Annotated in this window: 15 protein-coding genes, 1 tRNA gene and 3 pseudogenes; 10 read left to right on the top strand and 9 right to left on the bottom strand. The window is 62.1% G+C overall.

Annotated elements, in window-relative coordinates:
• Window positions 1-56: 56 nt before the first annotated feature.
• The 5 genes from AC3ISR_RS03590 to AC3ISR_RS03570 all read left to right on the top strand — a co-directional run bounded on the left by AC3ISR_RS03590 (window position 57) and on the right by AC3ISR_RS03570 (window position 4448).
• Window positions 57-608 carry an RNA polymerase sigma factor gene (locus AC3ISR_RS03590; protein WP_192297807.1) on the top strand — a complete coding sequence of 184 codons (552 nt, stop codon included), beginning with the start codon at window positions 57-59 and terminating at the stop codon, window positions 606-608.
• 207 nt (window positions 609-815) lie between these two features.
• A tRNA-Met gene (locus tag AC3ISR_RS03585) sits at window positions 816-892 on the top strand.
• 153 nt (window positions 893-1045) lie between these two features.
• The gene (locus AC3ISR_RS03580; RefSeq protein WP_463984565.1) at window positions 1046-1825 is read left to right on the top strand and encodes a PhzF family phenazine biosynthesis protein; all 780 of its coding nucleotides are present in this window, start codon (window positions 1046-1048) and stop codon (window positions 1823-1825) included.
• A gap of 36 nt (window positions 1826-1861) precedes the next feature.
• Window positions 1862-3691: a gamma-glutamyltransferase family protein gene (locus tag AC3ISR_RS03575; RefSeq protein WP_463984564.1), complete on the top strand. Its 1830-nt coding sequence runs from the start codon at window positions 1862-1864 to the stop codon at window positions 3689-3691.
• Between the two features lie 25 nt (window positions 3692-3716).
• Window positions 3717-4448, top strand: a complete 732-nt coding sequence (locus tag AC3ISR_RS03570) for a purine nucleoside phosphorylase YfiH/LACC1 family protein (protein ID WP_463984563.1) — start codon at window positions 3717-3719, stop codon at window positions 4446-4448.
• Here the strand turns inward: AC3ISR_RS03570 and ddlA are convergent.
• Both ddlA and AC3ISR_RS03560 read right to left on the bottom strand, forming a co-directional pair.
• Entirely contained in the window at window positions 4438-5532 is a 1095-nt protein-coding gene (ddlA, locus tag AC3ISR_RS03565) for a D-alanine--D-alanine ligase (protein ID WP_192297811.1), read from the bottom strand. The genes AC3ISR_RS03570 and ddlA overlap by 11 nt on opposite strands.
• A gap of 44 nt (window positions 5533-5576) precedes the next feature.
• Window positions 5577-6215 (bottom strand): LysE family transporter, encoded by a 639-nt coding sequence (locus AC3ISR_RS03560; protein ID WP_192297812.1) that lies wholly within the window; start codon window positions 6213-6215, stop codon window positions 5577-5579.
• 139 nt (window positions 6216-6354) lie between these two features.
• On the opposite strand from AC3ISR_RS03560, the gene AC3ISR_RS03555 reads away from it, so the two are divergent.
• The gene (locus AC3ISR_RS03555) at window positions 6355-7167 is read left to right on the top strand and encodes an AraC family transcriptional regulator (protein WP_192297813.1); all 813 of its coding nucleotides are present in this window, start codon (window positions 6355-6357) and stop codon (window positions 7165-7167) included.
• Between the two features lie 3 nt (window positions 7168-7170).
• Here AC3ISR_RS03555 and AC3ISR_RS03550 read toward each other — a convergent pair whose 3' ends face one another.
• The 4 genes and pseudogenes from AC3ISR_RS03550 to AC3ISR_RS03535 all read right to left on the bottom strand — a co-directional run bounded on the left by AC3ISR_RS03550 (window position 7171) and on the right by AC3ISR_RS03535 (window position 9561).
• Entirely contained in the window at window positions 7171-7746 is a 576-nt protein-coding gene (locus tag AC3ISR_RS03550; protein ID WP_192297814.1) for a flavin reductase family protein, read from the bottom strand.
• A gap of 60 nt (window positions 7747-7806) precedes the next feature.
• Window positions 7807-8235: pseudogene (locus AC3ISR_RS03545) on the bottom strand (methyl-accepting chemotaxis protein); the annotation flags it as partial.
• Window positions 8236-8346: 111 nt separating this feature from the next.
• A pseudogene (locus AC3ISR_RS03540) lies at window positions 8347-9033 on the bottom strand (PAS domain-containing protein); the annotation flags it as partial.
• A gap of 195 nt (window positions 9034-9228) precedes the next feature.
• Window positions 9229-9561 carry a DUF2790 domain-containing protein gene (locus AC3ISR_RS03535; RefSeq protein ID WP_226456576.1) on the bottom strand — a complete coding sequence of 111 codons (333 nt, stop codon included), beginning with the start codon at window positions 9559-9561 and terminating at the stop codon, window positions 9229-9231.
• Between the two features lie 224 nt (window positions 9562-9785).
• Between AC3ISR_RS03535 and AC3ISR_RS03530 the strand changes: the two genes are divergently transcribed.
• The 3 genes from AC3ISR_RS03530 to AC3ISR_RS03520 all read left to right on the top strand — a co-directional run bounded on the left by AC3ISR_RS03530 (window position 9786) and on the right by AC3ISR_RS03520 (window position 13517).
• Window positions 9786-11105 (top strand): OprD family porin, encoded by a 1320-nt coding sequence (locus AC3ISR_RS03530; RefSeq protein ID WP_192297817.1) that lies wholly within the window; start codon window positions 9786-9788, stop codon window positions 11103-11105.
• Between the two features lie 340 nt (window positions 11106-11445).
• Complete coding sequence (locus tag AC3ISR_RS03525; RefSeq protein WP_192297818.1) at window positions 11446-12120, top strand: heavy metal response regulator transcription factor; 675 nt, start codon at window positions 11446-11448, stop codon at window positions 12118-12120.
• On the top strand, window positions 12117-13517 hold the full coding sequence (locus tag AC3ISR_RS03520) for a heavy metal sensor histidine kinase (RefSeq protein WP_463984562.1): 1401 nt from the start codon (window positions 12117-12119) through the stop codon (window positions 13515-13517). The genes AC3ISR_RS03525 and AC3ISR_RS03520 overlap by 4 nt, the downstream gene beginning before the upstream one ends.
• 131 nt (window positions 13518-13648) lie before the next feature.
• Here the strand turns inward: AC3ISR_RS03520 and AC3ISR_RS03515 are convergent, their stop codons facing one another.
• The 3 genes from AC3ISR_RS03515 to AC3ISR_RS03505 are packed head-to-tail and all read right to left on the bottom strand — an operon-like array spanning window position 13649 to window position 19132.
• Window positions 13649-16777, bottom strand: coding sequence for a CusA/CzcA family heavy metal efflux RND transporter (locus AC3ISR_RS03515; RefSeq protein ID WP_226456579.1), 3129 nt, complete (start codon window positions 16775-16777; stop codon window positions 13649-13651).
• A gap of 18 nt (window positions 16778-16795) precedes the next feature.
• Complete coding sequence (locus AC3ISR_RS03510) at window positions 16796-17902, bottom strand: efflux RND transporter periplasmic adaptor subunit (RefSeq protein WP_192297821.1); 1107 nt, start codon at window positions 17900-17902, stop codon at window positions 16796-16798.
• Between the two features lie 18 nt (window positions 17903-17920).
• Window positions 17921-19132 carry a TolC family protein gene (locus AC3ISR_RS03505; protein WP_463984560.1) on the bottom strand — a complete coding sequence of 404 codons (1212 nt, stop codon included), beginning with the start codon at window positions 19130-19132 and terminating at the stop codon, window positions 17921-17923.
• A gap of 94 nt (window positions 19133-19226) precedes the next feature.
• On the opposite strand from AC3ISR_RS03505, the pseudogene AC3ISR_RS03500 reads away from it, so the two are divergent.
• Window positions 19227-19739, top strand: a pseudogene (locus tag AC3ISR_RS03500) (GntT/GntP/DsdX family permease); the annotation flags it as partial.
• Window positions 19740-19741 lie beyond the last annotated feature (2 nt).

The raw sequence follows: 19741 nt of genomic DNA, 5'->3' as shown, positions 1-19741 counted from the left end.
CTAAAGGGGTTCTCGTCGAAACCATTTCGGCAGCGTCTACCCTGAGGAAAAACAACATGAATATCCCAATTGAAGCTCTGGCTCACCTCGTTGGCAGCTCGCCTCAATTCATGCTCCAACTGACAGACGACCAGCAAAAGAAACTTCGGCGCTTCATTCACAAGCGTGTGCTCAACCCGGAAGATGCAGACGACATTCTGCAACTGACCTACCTGGAAGCCTGGCGCAACCGCGAGCGTTTCAGCGGCAACGCCACCCTCAGTACCTGGATGTGCGGCATTGCGCAAAACCTGATCCGCAATCACTTCAGGCGCCTGTACGCCAAGCCCGTGCATTGCGAGTTTGACGAGGCGCTCTGGCATGGACACGAAGACAATCACAACCTGGATTGGGAATTTGAGATCAACCGTCGCCTGGAGAAAACCTTGAGCGCCATCGACCACCTGCCGGCCGAGATGCGCAAGACGCTGTACGCGTCACTGGAAACCGACGGCAGCTACCAGGACACCGCCGACGTGCTGGATATTCCGATCGGCACAGTACGCTCACGCCTGTCGCGCGCCCGCGAACAACTCAAGCGTGTCACCCACAGCCCGATGCCCCGGTAAGCCAGACCCCGCGTTGGGCAGCAGGGATATCTGCCCAACCGAGTCGCACACCGGAAAATCGACGCAAAGCCCATGGGGGAACACCGACAGTGGCACGCCACTCGTCGCCGTTTCAGCCGATTTTGCTTAAACAGTTGAAAGCGCAGATAAAAATTCAAAATAAATACTTGACGCATTAGCGTTCTGAGCGAATAATGCGCGCCACTTGGCTACATAGCTCAGTTGGTTAGAGCATAGCATTCATAATGCTGGGGTCCGGGGTTCAAGTCCCTGTGTAGCCACCAAGTACTAAAAACGGCTTACCGAAAGGTAGGCCGTTTTTTTATGCCTGCAAGAAAGTGCAGCGCACATGCGCGCAAAAAAAACCACCATCTGTACGGCGACGCTCCCCTGGCCCACTGCTAGTGTCCAACCTCCCCACACGGAGTGCCTCCCCGATGAAACTGGATATCTACCAAGTCGACGCGTTCAGCTCCCACGTCTTCGGCGGTAATCCCGCAGCGGTCTGCCCACTGACCGAATGGCTGCCCAACGAACAACTGCATAACATCGCCGCCGAGAACAACCTCTCGGAGACCGCGTTTTTTGTACCGCGCGGCGAGGTCTATGAGTTGCGCTGGTTTACCCCGCAAGTCGAAGTGGACCTGTGCGGCCATGCCACGTTGGCCGCCGCCTGGGTGTTGATCCACAAACTGGCCGGTGCACCTGAGGTGCTGCGCTTTGCCACGCGCAGCGGCGAGCTTCGCGTGACGCGCAACGGCGACGAGCTGGCGATGGACTTTCCGGCCAAGCAGCCCCAGCCGTGCGAGCCTCCAGCAGGGATGTTGAGCGCGCTAGGCATCGAACACGCCGAGGTGTTCAGCACCGATGACTACATCGTGCTGGTGGACGATGAAGCCCAGGTCGCCGCACTGACCCCGGATTTCGCCAGCCTCAAGGGCTTGCCCAAACGCGGCATCGCGGTGACCGCCAAAAGCGCACGGTTCGACTTTATCTCGCGCTGGTTCGGACCGAACGTGGGCGTCAATGAAGACCCGGTCACCGGCTCCGCCCATACGTCGCTGACGCCGTTCTGGGCCGAACGCCTGGGCAAGTCGGTGTTGACCGCCGAGCAAGGCGGCACACGCCGTGGCCAGTTGCGCTGCGAGCTCAAGGGCGAGCGCGTGATCATCTCCGGCAGCGCAGTGCTTTACCTGCAAGGCACGATTTACCTGTAAAAAGCGCTCCCCCAAGGACAACAGATCATTCTCAAAATGAACGGAGTTCAACGCGTGCTTTCGATTTCCCGCCGGCAGTTGTCGGTCATGGTGGCAGCCCTCGCACTGGCGGCCTGCCATACCCCGGCCACCGATCAACCACCGGCACCGGAGCTGGGCTCGGGCTACCGTACCGACCTCGCCACCCGCCATGCCGAGCGCCATATGGCAGCGGCCGCCAACCCACTGGCCGCCGAAGCCGGGCGCCAGATGTTGCGCCAGGGCGGTTCGGCAATTGATGCGGCGATTGCGATGCAAGCCGTGTTGACCTTGGTGGAACCGCAGTCGTCGGGCATTGGCGGCGGTGCGTTCATCATGCTGTGGGATGGCAAGAACGTGCGCGCCTACGACGGCCGCGAAACCGCACCGGCCGGGGCGAGGGAGCGTTTGTTCCTGCGCCCCGACGGTACGCCGATGGGGTTTGCCGAGGCGCAGATCGGCGGGCGTTCGGTCGGCACGCCGGGGGTGCTGCGTGCGCTGGAACGGGCACACAAAGACAGCGGGCATTTGCCCTGGGCCACGCTGTTCGAACCGGCGATCCGCCTGTCGGAAGAGGGTTTCGCGATTTCCCCGCGCCTGCACGCGCTGATTGCCGCCGACCGTTATATCCCCCAGTCCCCCGACATGGCGGCTTACTTCTTGAATGCCGATGGCACGCCAAAGGCCACCGGCACACGCTTGAAAAATCCGGCGCTGGCCGCCGTATTCAAACGCATCGCCAACGAAGGGCCAGACGCGTTGTATCGCGGGCCGATTGCCGCTGAAATTGCCCGCAAGGTGCAAGGCCATCGCAACGCGGGAAGCCTGTCCCAGGCTGACCTCAAGGGCTACTCCGCCAAGGAACGTACGCCACTGTGTACCGACTACAAACAGTGGAGAGTCTGCGGCATGCCGCCACCGTCGTCGGGCGGGATTGCCATCGCGCAAATCCTGGGCACGCTGCAAGCCCTGGAAAGCCGCGACCCGCCACTGGCAATCGCATCGATGAAACCGCTGAAGAGCGCTTCCCCCGCTGGCCTGGAACCTGTGCCTGAAGCCGTGCACCTGCTCGCCGAAGCGGGCCGCCTGGCCTTCGCCGATCGCGGGCTGTACGTGGCCGATGCGGATTTCGTCCCCGTGCCGGTCGCCGGTCTCGTCGCCCCGGACTACCTGGCCAGGCGCGCCGCGCTGATCGGTGAGCGCAGCATGGGCATCGCCAAGCCGGGCCAGCCTGCGGGCATCCAGGTGGCGTACGCACCGGACCGCTCGCCATTGCGCATTTCCACGTCGCAAGTGGTGGCGGTGGATGACCACGGCGGCGCCGTGTCGATGACCACCACCGTCGAGGCGGCATTCGGTTCGCACCTGATGGTCCAGGGTTTTTTGCTCAACAACCAGATGACCGATTTCTCGTTCATCCCCGAAGAACACGGCCAGCCAGTCGCCAACCGCGTCGAACCAGGCAAACGCCCGCGCTCGGCGATGGCCCCGACGTTGGTGTTCGACCGCAACAGCGGCGAGTTGCTGGCCACGGTGGGTTCACCGGGCGGCTCGCAGATCATCGAGTACGTGAGCAAGTCCCTGGTGGCCATGCTCGACTGGAAACTCGACCCACAAGCCGCCATCAACCTGCCCAACTTCGGCAGTCGCAACGGCGCCACCGAGTTGGAAGCCGGCTTGTTCAGCCCGGCGTTGAAACAGGCGTTGAAGGACAAAGATCACACGCTGAATGAAATCGACATGACCAGCGGCATCCAGGCCATCGTGCGCACGCGGGATGCCCAGGGCAAGGTGTCATTGAGCGGCGGCGCCGACCCGCGGCGTGAAGGCCAAGCCCTGGGCGACTGAACATTCAATCGACGGAGAGCACCCCATGCAGCAAGCAGACAATCTCGGCGCCCTGCCCGGCGTCGATCACGGTTTTTGTACGATCAACGACCCACTGCGCCCGGATGACGTGTTCATCTGCAAGCAGGTGCACAGTGCAACGGTGATTGAGTGGGAGGCGGATCAGCAGAGCAACACGGTTCCGGCCGACGGGGTGTTCACCGGCGAGCGGCAACCGATCGCGGTGATCACCGCCGACTGCCTGCCGATTCTCATCGCCGCAAAAAACGCCGCAAGAGTGGCGGCGGTACATGGCGGCTGGAAGGGGCTGCAAGCGGGAATCATCGCCAATGCCGTGCAGCGCTTTGCCGAGGAAGGGATTGCCGCCAAGCAGTTGCTGGTGGCAATCGGGCCGTCGATCAAACCGTGCTGCTATGAAGTGAGCGAAGGGTTTATCGGGCAGCTCCAGGCTGATCAGGGACACCTGTGGTCGGACGCTCCGGCGCCGTGGAGCGTTGTGCAACCTGCGCCGCTGCTGCCAGCGCAAATTGCGCCGCCCCAGGCGCAACAAACGGGCAGCGCCTGGTTCGACCTCAGCGGGTACGGCGTGATGCTGTTGCAAGCAGCGGGCATTCGGCGCGAGCAGATCGAAGTCAGCGCGGTGTGCACCTACTGCACCTCGCCAGCGTTTGCCAGCTATCGGCGCAGGACGCACCACCCGGACGAGCCCAAGACCCTGCTGTATTCGTGGATTGCTCGTAGAGCGATCAGCGACTGATCTTCAACCCCCTGCGCCCCACATGCCGCTCCAACGCCAACTCAATCAACCGGCTCACCAACTCGCTGTAACTCATCCCCGTCGCCTGCCACAGCTTGGGATACATGCTGATGCGGGTGAAGCCGGGCAGTGAGTTGATTTCGTTGATCAGCACTTCGCCGTCGTCAGTCAGGAACACGTCGACGCGCGCCAGGCCGGAGCAGCCCAAGACTTCAAATGCCTCCAGGGCCAGGCGGCGAATGCGTTCGCTGGCCTCGGCGCTGATCGCCGCCGGCACTACGACCTGAGCGGCCTGGGCGTCGATGTATTTGCTGTCGTAGGAATAGAAACCACTGCTCACCACGATTTCACCGCAACCGCTGGCGATGGGATCGTCGTTGCCCAGCACGGCGCATTCGATTTCGCGCCCCCGCACCGCAGACTCCACCAACACTTTTTCATCAAAACCCAACGCCAGCTCAACGGCGGCGTGGTACTCGGCTTCGTCAGCGACTTTGCTCACGCCGATCGACGAGCCCTGGTTGGCCGGCTTGACGAACATCGGCAGGCCGAGCTTGCTCACGACCGCGTCAAAGCTTGTGCGGGCCGCGTTGCGCCGGGTCAGGGTGATGAACGGTGTGACAGCAATCCCGGCATCGCGCAGCAGGCGTTTGCTGATGTCCTTGTCCATGCACACCGCCGAGCCGAGCACGTCGGAGCCGACGAAAGGCAGGTCGGCCATACGCAGCAAGCCTTGCAGGCAGCCGTCTTCACCCAGGCTGCCGTGGACAATCGGGAATATCACATCGACATGAGCCAGCAGATCGCCGCCGGAGGTTTCCACCAGTTGTTGGCTGGCTTTGCCTGGCACCACCGCCAGCTCGCGGTTGGACTGGTTGAGCGCGATCAGCGCTGGGTCTTCCCCGTTGATCAGGAAGTTCGAGGTGTCGTTGAGGTGCCAGTGACCGGCCTTGTCGATGCCGATCAGCACCGGCTCGAAGCGCGTGCGGTCGAGGGCATCGACGATATTGCGCGCCGACTGCAGCGAGACCTCGTGCTCGGCCGAACGCCCACCAAAAATAATTCCTACACGCAGCTTGCTCATGACTCGGCCTCACGGTTGAAAGTAAGGCTTCTTACCACGGGCCGTCAGCGATTCGCTACCAGATGCGCGCCGAACAACAGGTAGCAACTGCCGGCAAAACGGTCCAGCCACTTGCGCGAACGGCTGTACAGGTTGGCCATACGCTGGCTGGAAAACACCAGAGCGACGCAGGAATACCAACTGAAGGACAAGGTGGCCATGGTCATCACCGCCAGGGTCAACAGCATCGGCGACGGCGAAGGTGGCATGGTGGAAGCGAAAATGGTGGCGACAAACAGCGCGGCCTTGGGATTGGACAGGTTACCCAGCAAACCCAGACGCCACGCGCAGAACAACGAGCGCCGCGGCTCATCCGCCAGCAAGCTCTGCGCCATGGTCGGCGCCGAGCGCTTGAACAGTTTCAGCCCAAGGTAGATGAGGTAGCAACCGCCGATAATCTTGAAGGCCAGGTACAGCATCGGTGCGGCAGTAAACAGCGACTTGATCCCCAGGCCACCGGCCAGCCCCCACATGATGGTGCCCGTGGCCACACCGGCCGATGCCACCACGCCATGGCGGCGCGAGCAACTGGCGGCCAACTGCGCGGCATTGAAGAAGTTGGGGCCTGGTGTCACCACGGCCACGGTCCACAACAGCGCCAGTGAGACCAGCGGTGCCGCATAGGCGGGGTTGAAAACGTCCATGGGAGGCAACTCCATCAGCGCAGGGTACGAACGGCGATCATAGACCTCGCCGTTACCCTGCACAATCGTACAAGACCTCGGCAGACAGGGAACGCAGACTCGGTTAACGTGTTTCCACCTCAATTTGTGACAAGCCACCATGGGCAATCCAACTTCCCCTCTCGACTGGATGCACCGCGCCCCTCACGCCAGCGGCATGGACCGTATCGAGGCGTACTTTGCCGGCTTCGCGTTCGACCCGCATCGCCATGACACTTACGCCATCGGCCGTACGTTGTTCGGCGTGCAGAGCTTTCACTATCGCGGCTGCATGACCCACAGCCTGCCCGGCACAACCATGGTGATTCATCCTGACGAAACCCACGACGGCCGCGCCAGCAGCGAGGAGGGCTTCAAGTACCGGATGATTTACGTGGAGCCGGCGCTGATCCAGCAGATCCTCGGCGGCAAGCCGTTGCCATTCATTCCCTTTGGCCATACCACCGACCCGCGCCTGTTCCGCGCCAGCGAAGTCCTGCTGCAAAGCCTGGACTGCCCGATTGATCCACTGCAGGAACAGGACGCGATGTATGACCTGGCGCAAGCCCTGAGCGAGGCGTCCGGGGTGATCACCAGCCGCAAGAGCTTCGACTACGTCGCCGCCGAACGCGCGCGGGAATTCATCCACAGCGCCCTGGGCCGCAGCATCACCCTGGATGAAATGGCCGAGCACGCCGGGCGTGACCGCTGGGCGTTGTCGCGAGATTTTCGCTTGTTGTTCGGCACCAGCCCCTACCGTTACCTGACCATGCGCCGCCTGGACCTGGTACGCAGCCTGCTGGCACAGGGGCAATCGCTGGTGAATGCGGCGATGACTGCCGGGTTCACCGACCAAAGCCATATGACCCGGCAATTTCGCAGCACCTACGGCATGCCGCCGTCGCGCTGGGTGAAGATGCTCGGGCGCTGGTAGGGCTTAAAGCTGGCGCCCGATAATCGGTTCGCCGATGCTCAGGAAGTTGCCGCCGGCAATGTGATGCAAGGTACGCAACGAATCCTGGCCGTCGAAGTGCCAGTGGCCGTCGCTGAACACCCGCGTATCGGCATACGCCGCAACCACTTCGCCAAGGAACAAATCGTAGGTGTCCTGGTTGTGCGGTTCAGGCAGCAGGCGGCATTCCAGCCAGGCGACACAACCTTCCAGCAACGGCGCCTCGGTATGTTCACCGCTGAACACCTGTAGGCCGTAGGTGGCGAATTTGTCTGTCTCGGTGCCAGTCGTGTTACCAACGGTCTGTACGAGATCGGCCTGGGCCACGCACGGTACTTGCAGCACGAAGGTGCCACTGGCCTCCAGCAACTGGCGGGTCCAGGTGGACTTATCCAGTACCACGGCGACTTTCGGCGGTTCGAAATCCAGCGGCATCGCCCAGGCGGCAGCCATGATGTTGCGCTGGCCGTTATGCGCCGCGCTGACCAGCACGGTCGGCCCGTGGTTGAGCAAGCGGTAGGCCTTGGACAGCGGAACGGGGCGACGGTGGGTCGGGCTCATGAAAGGTCGGCTCTTCAAACGAGAAAAAACCTACGATACCTCAAGCATGAACCCGACGGGTCAGTTGGTCAGCTGGTTGGCGAACTGGCCCACCGCACTGACGACCTTCTGCGCGCCGTCCTGGATCTCGACGATCACCGTGCCCGCTTCAGCCGCCAGGGCCAGGCCTTGCTCGGCTTGCAGGCGACCGTCGGTCATCAGCGCCACCGCGTCGCGGGCCATGTCCTGGTTCTGACGGACCACCCCGACGATTTCCTCGGTGGCCTTGCTGGTGCGTGACGCCAATTGCCGCACTTCATCGGCCACCACCGCAAACCCACGGCCTTGCTCACCGGCGCGCGCGGCTTCGATGGCCGCGTTGAGCGCCAGCAGGTTGGTCTGCTCGGCAATGCCACTGATGGTCTTGACGATACTGCCGATCACTTGGGACTGGGCATTCAGCGCCTCGATGCCTTCGCCGGCCTGTTGCATGTGCGTGGCCAGGTCACGCATCACGTCCACTGCCTGGGTCACGACCCTGGTACCACGCTGGGCGCTTTCATCGGTATGCAGCGAGGTGCCATAGGCGATGTTGGCCGCGTCGGACACCGCTTGCTCACGGTTGACCTGATCGGTGATCACCGTGGCGAACTTGACCACTTTGTACAAGCGATCGGTGGCGTCCATCACCGGGTTGTAGGTCGCCTCCAGCCACACCACGCGGCCATGGCTGTCGATCCGCTTGAAGCGCGCTGCCACAAACTCACCGTTGTTCAGGCGCTTCCAGAAGTTCTGGTACTCGGCACTGTTGTATTCCTCCGGTTCGCAGAACATGCGGTGATGCTTGCCCTTGATCTGCGCCAGGCTGTAACCCATGCCGCCCAGGAAGCGATCATTCGCGGTGAGCACATGGCCACTGAGGTCGAACTCGATCACCGCCGTGGAACGCACCAACGCGGCAATCAGGTTTTCATGCTCGCGCGACGCCTCGATGGTGCGCGTGAGGTCGCTGGAATAAATCGAAAAATGCTTGACGCGCCCGTCCGAACCGCGCACCGGTTGCACGATCGAGCGCAGCCAGGCTTCCTCGCCACTGCCGCGCATCAAGCGCACGGTGCCGGCGTAGTGTTCGCCACGCGTCAGGGCGTTGTTGAAGCGCTGCTGGAACTCGTCCCGGCGCACATGGGCCGGCACCAGCTCTTCAACAGGGCGCCCCAACAACTGCGTGCTCTGGTAACCCAACTCTTGCAGGAAGTTGCTATTGGCCCATTCAATACGGCCTTCGGCGTCCAGCGTCAGGCACAGCATCTCGCTTTCCAGGCTCTCCTTGACCTGCTCCAAGCTGGACAGTTCTTCGCGAAGAGCGGACAGCTCCTGCTTCAGGCGGGTGTTGAACATGGGGCACCGATGGTCAATGGGAGAGAAGGATCTGACCTGCATCGGCCCTGCCGGCGTTTTCTTAATAGGCCTTTAGCCCCGGGCCCAACTATATTTTTGCTCCCCTCAGCCGCCATTGCTGCGGCACGCGCCCATCACTTGATACTCAAGCGTCGTCAGCTTGCCGCTGGAGTCTTCATAGGTCATGCGCGACGGCACCGGGCGGCAGCCGCTGATCGGCGGCGTCACGCTGACCACCTTGGCAATATCCAGTGGCATGCCGTAGCGATACACCTGCACCTGGGGCGCGGGCTTGCCATTGCGCGCGGCGTAATCGGCCATGGCCTTTTCATTGCGCTCCATCATCAAGGCAAAGGTCCGGTCGCCGCCGCCTTCGGCCAAAGCACCGAACGACAAGACTGCCGCCAATACACCCAGGCCAAGTTTATAAAAGTTCATCACAAGTTCCTCGTTCAAAGTTGAGTGCCCAGAGTAACGAGCGAACCCTGACGCGACGTTCACCAGAACATTACTTATTTGTTAGGTAACCGTGAGATTCCAAAATTGTAATGTGCGTGCCACTTCGCTGTTATCTGTGATTTGCAACTATCAGCCCGGGCCAAATCAATAAGAACGCCCACCTCTATAAGAAGCTGATCACTGCCAATACCGAGGAGCGCAACATGCACAGTGCTTACTACACCCTTCCCTTTTCATTGATTGCGGCGCTGCCCCTGGCCGCCGTGGCCGTGGAAGACAAGCCCGAAGGTTTTATCGAAGGCAGCAGCGTGAACGTGCTGGCACGCAATTTCTACTTCAACCGCGATGACCGCAAGGGCCAGTCCAGCCCTACCGGCAATGGCTACTCCGAAGCCTGGGCGCAGGGGTTCATTGGCAAGTTCGAATCCGGCTTTACCCAGGGCACGCTCGGTTTTGGCCTGGACGCGTTTGCCATGTACGGCCTCAAGCTCGACTCGGGCACCGGCCGCAGCGGCGGCAAGGGCTCGTTTGGCGTGCTGCCGGTGGACAGCGGCAACCATCCAGAGTCCGACTACAGCAAATTCGGCGGCGCCGCAAAATTGCGCGTGCTGGACACCGTGATCAAGGCCGGTGACGTGTTCCCGCTCACGCCGGTGGTGGCGTACGGCGACTCGCGGCTGTTGCCGGAAAGCTTTCGTGGCGTGACCGCGCAAAACACCAGCCTGGAGGGCCTGAGCCTGCAAGGCGGACGTTTGAGCGGTATGAGCCAACCCACCGAGAGCGGCATGGACAAAGGCTTTGCGACGTTCTATGCGGGCAAGGTCGACTCACCGTGGATCGGCTATTTCGGCGGTGATTACCAACTCAACAAACACCTGAGCCTGAGCCTGTACAGCAGCCGCTTGAAGGACGCCTGGGACCAGTACTACTTCGGCAGCGCCGCCAACTACCCGCTGAACGATGAGGTTTCGCTGTTCGGCGACTTCAACTATTACAAGGCGGTGGATGAGGGCAAGAAACGGCTGGGTGAGTTCGACAACACCATCTGGAGCGCCAGGCTCGGCGTGAAGATGGGCGCCCACAGCGTGGCCGTGTCGCACCAGCGCAACAACGGTGATGACGACTTCGATTACCTGCGCCAGTCGGACTCGATCTTCCTCAACAACTCGATCCAATACAGCGACTTCAACTCCCCCAAGGAGCGTTCGTGGATGGTGCGCTACGACCTGGACATGCAGCCGTTCGGCATTCCCGGCCTGTCGTTCATGACCCGCTACGGCAAAGGCACCGGCGCCGACTACAGCAACGCCAACACGGTGTACATGCGCCGCGATGCAGCAGGCGACCCGCTGACCGATCAGCGCCGCTGGGAGCGCGACATCGAAGCCAAATATGTGGTGCAAAGTGGCAACTTGAAAGACCTGTCGCTGCGCTTGCGCCAAGCCACGGTGCGTTCCAGCGCATTCGAGTCGGACCTGGAAGAAGTGCGCTTGATTGCCGAATACCCACTGGCGATTCTCTGAATCATTACATTCGTTCGCGCTTGACTAACATCTGTTCACAACTAGCCAGTTATCAAAACTGTAATATTGGCCTCACCTTCTCGTTAAGTTGAACTTTATAGACTGGCTTCAACTTGCAACACCGAGCACATTCATCTCTGAAGCTTTTGTGTAGCTCCTTTGGAAAGAGATGGATTTTTAACGCCCCATTGGGGCGTTTTTTTTGCGTGCTCACTTAGTTGCGACAGAACGTCGCAGTTGACCCTGAAGTCACTTCACGGTTCAGAATTTTCCTACTCCCCCAACAACAGCCTCCATAAGGAAATGGACTCCCTTCTCTTTTCGAAAAAGGTAAATCCCCATGCGTATCCTTGTGGTTGAGGACGAGCAAAAAACCGCCGCTTATTTGCAGCAAGGCCTGACTGAAAGTGGCTACGTGGTCGATTGCGCCGCCAACGGTATCGACGGCCTGCACCTGGCCCGGCAGCATGCCTATGAACTGGTGATTCTCGACGTCAACCTGCCAGGCAAGGATGGCTGGGAAGTACTCGAACAACTGCGCCGCGACGGCAGCCAGCGCGTGATGATGCTCACCGCCCGTGGGCGCCTGGATGACAAGATCAAGGGCCTGGACATGGGGGCCGATGATTACCTGGTCAAACCCTTCGAGTTTCCCGAATTGCTCGCGCGGGTGCGTACGTTATTGCGACGCAGTGAACATATCCCACAGCCGGAAGTGTTCTGCGTGTCGGACCTGGAACTCGACCCGCGCCGCCATCGCGCCTATCGCGGCAACCGCAGGATCGACCTGACCACCAAAGAGTTCGCCCTGCTCCAGGTACTGATGCGCCAGACCGGCGAAGTGATGACCCGTACGCAGATTATTTCCCTGGTGTGGGACATGAATTTCGACTGCGACACCAATGTGGTGGAAGTCTCCATCAGCCGCCTGCGCGCCAAGGTGGATGACCAGAGCGAGGTCAAGTTGATCCACACCATTCGTGGCGTCGGCTACGTGCTGGAAGCGCGCCCATGAAGACCGGCAGCCTGTCGATGCGCCTCGGCCTGACGGTCAGCCTGATGGGTGCCGGCCTGGTGTTGCTGCTGGCCAGCCTGGCTTACCTGGCCCTGACCCATGAGCTGGAAAAACTTGCGCGCAAGGGCCTGGAAAGCAAGATGGAACAGATCCAGCACAGCCTCGCCCAGGGCCTGGACGCTCGCGACATCCGCGCGCGCCCGCACTCGCTGTTGGACTTGGTCGTCGGCCACGATAACTTCTACCTGAGCATCGTCGGCACCGCGCCCGACGAGCGTGTGCTGCTCAGCGTCGGTGACAAGCCCCAGGTGCCGCTGCTCACCGACTACCCGCACCGGGAAACCCTCGGCTACCTCAACTGGGAAGACAGCGACGGCAACCAGGTGCTCAGCGCATCCAGCCTGATGCGCCTGGCCAGTGGCGAACGCGTGCGCGTGCTGCTGTCCCTGGACCGCATGGACGACCAGGCCCTGCTCAGCGCCTACCTGCGCGCCACGGTGGTGGCATTGCCCTTGCTGTTGCTATTGATCGGCATGGGCGCCTGGTGGCTGGTGCAGCGCGGGTTGGCACCGTTGAAGCAGTTCAGCCACGTCGCCGCCCAAGTCACCACCCAGGACCTGACCCATCGCCTGGCCCTGGACAACCTGCCCCAGGAACTGCGCGAGCTGGCCCAGGGCTTCAACGTGATGCTCGACCGCCTGGACGCGGGCGTGCAGCAACTGTCGCAATTCTCCGACGACCTGGCCCACGAACTGCGCGCGCCCCTGACCAACCTGATGGGCAAAGCCCAGGTCACACTGTCACGCCAACGGCCGTCGGAGGAATACAAGGCCGCGCTGGAATCCGGCACCGAGGAGCTGGAGCGTTTGTCACGTATCGTGTCCGACATGCTGTTCCTGGCCCAAGTCAGCCACCCGGCGGCGCGTGCCTCGTTTGTGCCGGTGTCGTTGACCGATGAAGCCCGTCGGGTCATGGAATTGTTTGCCCTGAGCGCCGAAGACAAACAGCTCAACCTGACCCTCAGCGGCGATGCCCAGGTACAGGGTGATCGCCTGATGATCCAGCGCGCCCTCTCCAACCTGCTGTCCAACGCGATCCGCCACAGCCCACGCGGTGGGCACATTGCCCTGCTGGTGGAAACGTATGCGCAACAGGTGTCCGTGTCCGTCAGCAACCCCGGTGCGGGCATTGACGCCCGGCATTTGCCGCACCTGTTCGAGCGTTTCTACCGCGCCGACAACAGCCGCGCCCGCACCGAAGGCGGCACCGGCCTGGGGTTGGCCATCGTGCGCTCGATCATGACCCTGCACCAGGGCCAGGCCGAGGTACGCAGCCCACCGGGTGGCATCACCTCGTTCCGCCTGATATTCCCCCTCCCCCGCGACCAGCCTATGTAGTGAGCGGGCTTGCCCCGCGCCGGGCGGCGAAGCCGCCCCAATAAGACCGCCGCGATGTTTCAGGGAGACCGGGGTGCCTGGATTTGGGGCGGCTTCGCCGCCCGGCGCGGGGCAAGCCCGCTCACTACACGTCAGTCTTGTTCTTTGTGGTGTGCCCATTGGTACAACGCCGGCAGCACCAGCAAGGTCAGCAACGTCGAGGAAATAATCCCGCCGATCACCACGGTCGCCAGCGGCCGTTGCACTTCGGCGCCGGTGCCAGTGGCAAGTGCCATGGGGATAAACCCGAGGGACGCCACCAGCGCCGTCATCAACACCGGGCGCAAACGGGTCAACGCACCTTCGTTGATCGCCACCGACAGCGAGCGCCCTTCCTCGCGCAGGTTACGGATGAACGCAATCATCACCAGCCCGTTGAGCACCGCCACCCCGGACAACGCGATAAAGCCCACCCCCGCCGAGATCGACAGCGGAATATCCCGCAGCCATAGCGCCATGATCCCACCCGTCAGCGCGAACGGAATCCCGGTAAACACCAGCAGCCCGTCCTTGAGGTTGTTGAACATCATGAACAACAGCCCGAACACCAACAGCAGCGCCACCGGCACCACGATACGCAAGCGTTCGGAGGCTTCCTTCAACTGCTCGAACTGGCCGCCCCAGGTGGTCCAGTAACCCGCCGGCACCTTGACCTTGGCATTGATTGCCGCTTCGGCCGCGGCCACGAACGAGCCAATGTCACGCCCGCGTACGTTGGCGCTGACGATCACCAGGCGCTTGCCGTTTTCGCGACTGATCTGGTTGGGGCCGAGCACCAGATCCAGGCTGGCCACCTGGGACAAGGCGATAAAGCCCAACTGGCCGGATGCGTTTGCGGGCACCGGGATCAACAGTCGCGACAAGCCGTCAATATCAGTGCGCAGCGCGTCGGACAAACGTACGACCATGGCGAAACGCCGGTCGCCTTCGTACAAGGTTCCGGCCTGGCGTCCTCCGACGGCCACGGCGATGGTGTCCTGGACATCACCGACATTCAGGCCAAAACGTGCGGCCTTGTCGCGGTCGATATTGATGGTCAGCACCGGCAGGCCAGAGGTCTGTTCCACCTTCACTTCCGAAGCGCCATCAAGGCCCTTGAGCGTATCGGCGATGGCGTCGGCGGTCTGGTTGAGCACCGCCATATCATCCCCAAACACCTTCACCGCCACATCACTGCGCACTCCGGAAATCAGCTCGTTGAAGCGCAGCTGGATCGGTTGCGAAAGTTCGTACGCGCTGCCCGGCACAATCGCACTGGCGCGCTGGATGTCGGCAATCAGGGTTTCACGGGATTTGCTCGGGTCTGGCCATTGGTCCTTCGGCTTGAGCATCACGTAACTGTCGGAAATATTCGGCGGCATCGGGTCGGAAGCAATTTCCGCGGTGCCGGTGCGGGCAAACACCCGCTCGATTTCCGGCACCTGGGCCATCAAGGTGGTTTCCAGTTGCTGCTGCATGTGCACCGATTGCGTCAGGCTGGTGCCGGGCACGCGCAAGGCCTGCTGGGCAAAATCACCTTCGCTGAGGCTGGGGATAAATTCGCTGCCCATGCGGCTGGCCAGCACCCCGGAGCCGAGGATGCTCAGCAGCGCCAGGCCGAATACCAGCGGCCGCCGCGCCATCACCCCCTCCAACACCGGCGCATAGGCCCGACGTGCAGTGCGCATCACCAGGTTTTCTTCTTCCTTGACCTTGCCGGTGACAAACAGCGCAATGGCCGCCGGCACGAACGTCACCGACAGGATCATCGCGCCAAGCAAGGCGATCACCACGGTGAAGGCCATGGGATGGAACATTTTCCCAGCCACGCCGGTGAGGGCGAAGATCGGCAGGTACACCACCATGATGATCAGTTGCCCGAAAATCAGCGCCCGCCGTGCTTCCTTGGCGGCGGCGAACACTTCGTGCAGGCGCTCGCTGCGGGTCAACAAGCGGCCGTGACGCTGCTGCGCATGGGCCAGGCGACGGATCGCGTTCTCGACGATCACCACCGCGCCGTCGACGATGATGCCGAAGTCCAGCGCACCGAGGCTCATCAGGTTGGCGCTGACTTTGTTGGTGAACATGCCGGTAAAGGTGAACAGCATCGCCAGCGGGATCACCATCGCGGTGATCAGCGCCGCACGGATATTGCCGAGAAACAGGAACAACACCGCGACCACCAGCAGCGCGCCTTCGAAGAGGTTTTTCTTGACGGTGGCAATGGCTTTTTCGACCAGGTTGGTGCGGTCATACACCGTGACCGCCACCACGCCTTCGGGCAGTGATCGGTTGATCTGTGCGAGTTTTTCCGCCACGGCCTGGGACACGCTGCGGCTGTTTTCACCAATCAACATGAACACCGTGCCCAACACCACTTCACGGCCATTTTCGGTGGCGGCGCCGGTACGCATCTCACGGCCGATGTCGACCTCAGCGACGTTTCGCACACGAATCGGCGTACCGTCCGACGTGGTGATGACGATGTTGGCAATGTCGTCGATCGACGCCACCTGCCCCGGTGCGCGGATAAGCAGTTGCTCGCCGCTGCGCTCGATGTAACCGGCGCCGACGTTGGCGTTGTTGCGCTCAAGCGCGGTGACCAGGTCGTTCAAGGTCAAGCTGTAGGCGGCCAGGCGCTTGGGGTCGGGGGCGATCTGGTATTCCTTGGCAAAGCCGCCGATGGTGTTGATCTCGGCCACGCCCGGCACGTTGCGCAGTTGTGGCTTGATGATCCAGTCCTGGATCACGCGCAAGTCGGTTGGCGTGTAGGGCGTGCCGTCGTCCTTGAGTGCGCCGTCCTTGGCCTCCACGGTCCATAGGAAAATTTCCCCAAGGCCTGTGGAAATCGGCCCCATTGCAGTCTCGATGCCAACCGGCAATTGTTCTCGGGCGACTTGCAGGCGCTCGTTGACCAGTTGGCGGGCGAAGAACAAGTCGGTGCCGTCCTTGAAAATCACCGTTACCTGGGACAACCCGGAGCGCGACAGTGAACGGGTCTGCTGCAACCCCGGCAGGCCGGCCATGGCGGTTTCGATGGGAAAGGTAACGCGCTGTTCGGTCTCCAGCGGCGAGAAACCCGCCGCCGCCGAATTGATCTGCACCTGCACGTTGGTGATGTCAGGCACTGCGTCGATGGGTAGCTTCTGATAGCTGGCGATACCGACACCGGCCATCAACAGCACCGCCAACAGCACGATGATGCGCTGCTCGATGGCGAATTGGATAAGGCGCTCAAACATGGAGAATCACTCGCAGGATCAATGGGCGTGCTCGGCGGAGCCCTTGCCCAGCTCGGACTTGAGGATGAAGCTGCCAACCGTCGCCACTTGCGCACCGGCTTCCAGGCCTTTTCGCACTTCGACGTAGCCGTTTTCGCTTACACCAAGTTCAAGATGGCGGGTGACGAACCCGTGTTCGGTGCGCTCGAACACCGAGGGTTTGTCCTCGACGGTCTGGATCGCCGCCTCGGGCACGCTGACCGGCGCCTGGAAGCTCTCGGTGGCCAGTTGCACGCTGACAAACAAGCCGGGGCGCCAGGCATCGTCGGGGTTCGGCACGCTGACGCGAACGGTGGCGGTGCGCGTCTGTTCGCCGAGCAGATTACCGACGTAGGCCACGGTGCCACGGACTTCGGTGCCCATTTCGCTGGAGCTGACCTTGACGGGTTTGCCGACGCGGACCTTGTTCAGGTCTTTGGGAAACACTCCAAAGGTGACCCACACCTGGGACAGGTCCGACAGGGTGAAGGCGTTGCTGGTTTCGCTGACCACCTCGCCGACGCCGAGGTGTTTTTCCACCACCACACCGGCAAATGGCGCGCGCAATTCGTAGCGATTTCCTCCGACGAGTACGGCGCTGCCACTCAGGGCGCTCATCTTCTGACGGGCGTTGTTCAGGGCGATTTCGGCTTCCTGTAGGGTTTGGCGTGCCAGCAGGTAGTCCTGTTCGGCAGAGATTTTGTCCTGCCACAACTGACGCTCACGCTGGAAGGTGGTGCGGGCCAGTTCGACCCGGCGTTGGCTGGCGGCCAGTTCACTGCGCAGGTCGGAAATCTGCTGGCTGGCGATCACTGCCAACAGCTCACCCTTTTTTACCGACTGGCCGAGGTTGACCTGCACCGACTCCACCACGCCCGCCGTACGCGGGACGATGTGCGAGGTGCGGTCCTCGTCGAAACGCACCTCTGCCGGCACGGTCAGCAGCGTGCTGAGCGAGCGCGGTTGGGCCTGGGCCAGTTGAATGCCGGCGGCCTGGATCTGCTGCTCGGTGAGTTCAAGTTCGCCTTCTTCTTCAGCGGCCTTGGCAACACTGCACAGCAGCAGGCTCAAGGCGACGGCGAGCGCTACGCCATGTTTGTGGTTCATAGAAAGCTCCAGGAAAAATCAAAGACGGGTGAGGTCGCCGTAGATCCGTTCGATGCGCACCCAGGCCTCCGTGGCCTGGGCGGTGGCGGCGAGGTATTGGGTGCGAGCGGCAATCAGCGTGCGCTGGGCGTCGAGGACATCGAGGAAGTTGAACTTGCCCATCTCGAAACCACGGGTGGCGCTGTCCACCGCGCTTTGGGCGGCGGGCAGGATCTGCTGGTTGAACGTGCGCACTTCGCTATCGGCGGTTTGCCACAGGTCCAGGGCCTGGCGGGTTTCGGTGCGCAGGCGCAGTTCGGTGGCGTTGCGCAGGTCGCGGGCCTGGTCGGCGCGACGACTGGCGGCGAGCACGTTGCCCTGGTTGCGGTTGAACAGCGGGAGCGGCATCGACAGGCCGACCAGGTTGACCCGCTCACGCGCGCCAGCGTCGTATTGGCTGCCGATGGACACGTCGAGGTCGGGGATGCGCTGGGCTTTTTCCAGGCCGACGCTGGCTTCGCTGTGCAGGATCTGCAATTCGGCCAGGCGCAGTTCGGCCGTCTGTTCAAGGCGCGCCAGCAACTGGGCGGCGGGAGGCAACGGCAGTTTTTGCGTGGCGACGCCCTGGAAATCGACGACGGCGCTGCCAGTGCTGGCGGCCAGGCGGCGATAGGCATCGTTGAGGCCCATCTGTGCACGGTTGAATTCAAGGCGGATTTGCGACACTTGCACCTGGGCGCGGGTGGCTTCCACCGGCGAGGTTTTGCCCGCCGTCACGCGACCGTTGGCGACCACCAGGCCACGTTCGGCCAGCTTCAGGGAGCGCTGCGCGAGGTCAAGGCGCTCCTGGGCGCGCAGGGCGCCGTAGTAACTGTCGATCACGTCGGCGCGCAGGGTGTTGCGGCGCTGTTCCAGGGTCAGTGCGGCGGCGTCCTGAGCGCGAGTGGCCACATCGATACGCGCGCCGCGCTTGCCGCCCAACTCCAGGGTCTGGCTGAGTTTGACGCTGGTGGTGCGCGTGTCACGGCGGGTGTCTTCGGCATCCACGGAAAGCACGGGGTTGGGTATCAGCGCGGCCTGCTGGCGGCCGCCCTCGGCGATGTTGATGTCCCACTGCGCAGCGGCGAGGTCAGGGTGGTTGGCGAAGGCATTCTGCAAGGCGGAATCGAGGGTGAGGGTTTGCGCTTGGGCCGTATTGGCAGCCACCCACAACAACGTCGCCCCCAGCAGATGTTTAACGGAAATTGGCATAACGAGAGCTCCACGCCCATGAAGTACAAGCGGCTGGAATGTAGCGCTCACGACTTATCAGGGCGGTGGAGACAAGATTACAAATCCGACAGCAATGGCTCTGGGCTGGCACTTTGGGCGGGGGCAGCAGGTCGCACCAAAACGGCACATGAACACCCTGCGCAAAGCCCTCGCGCCCATCGCCGTATTGCTGCTGACCATCGGCGCCGGCGGCGGCCTCAAGCAAACCCTGCTGGATGCGGGCGTGAGCCAGACCATCAGCAAGGTCGCCGAAGGTGCGCAAATGCCGTACCTGCTGCTGGCCTGGCTGATCGCCGTGGCGTTGCGTCAGGCCACCGGCTCGGCGACGGTTGCCACGACCACCACGGCGGGAATTCTCGCGCCGATGATGGCGGGGTTGGCGGCGACACAGAGCTCACTGGTAGCGCTGGCGATTGGCGCGGGCTCGGTGTTCTTTTGTCATGTGAACGACGCCGGGTTCTGGATGGTGCGCGAGTATTTCGGGTTGCAGTTGAAACAGACGATTTGGGTGTGGTCGGTGTTGCAGACGATTGTGTCCGTTGTCGGTTTGATCGGTACGCTACTGCTCTGGCACTTTCTGACCTGATC

Source organism: Pseudomonas sp. GL_117 (assembly GCF_057835125.1).
Note: the sequence above shows the minus strand (reverse complement) of the source record. Positions and strands in the feature narration are given on the sequence as shown.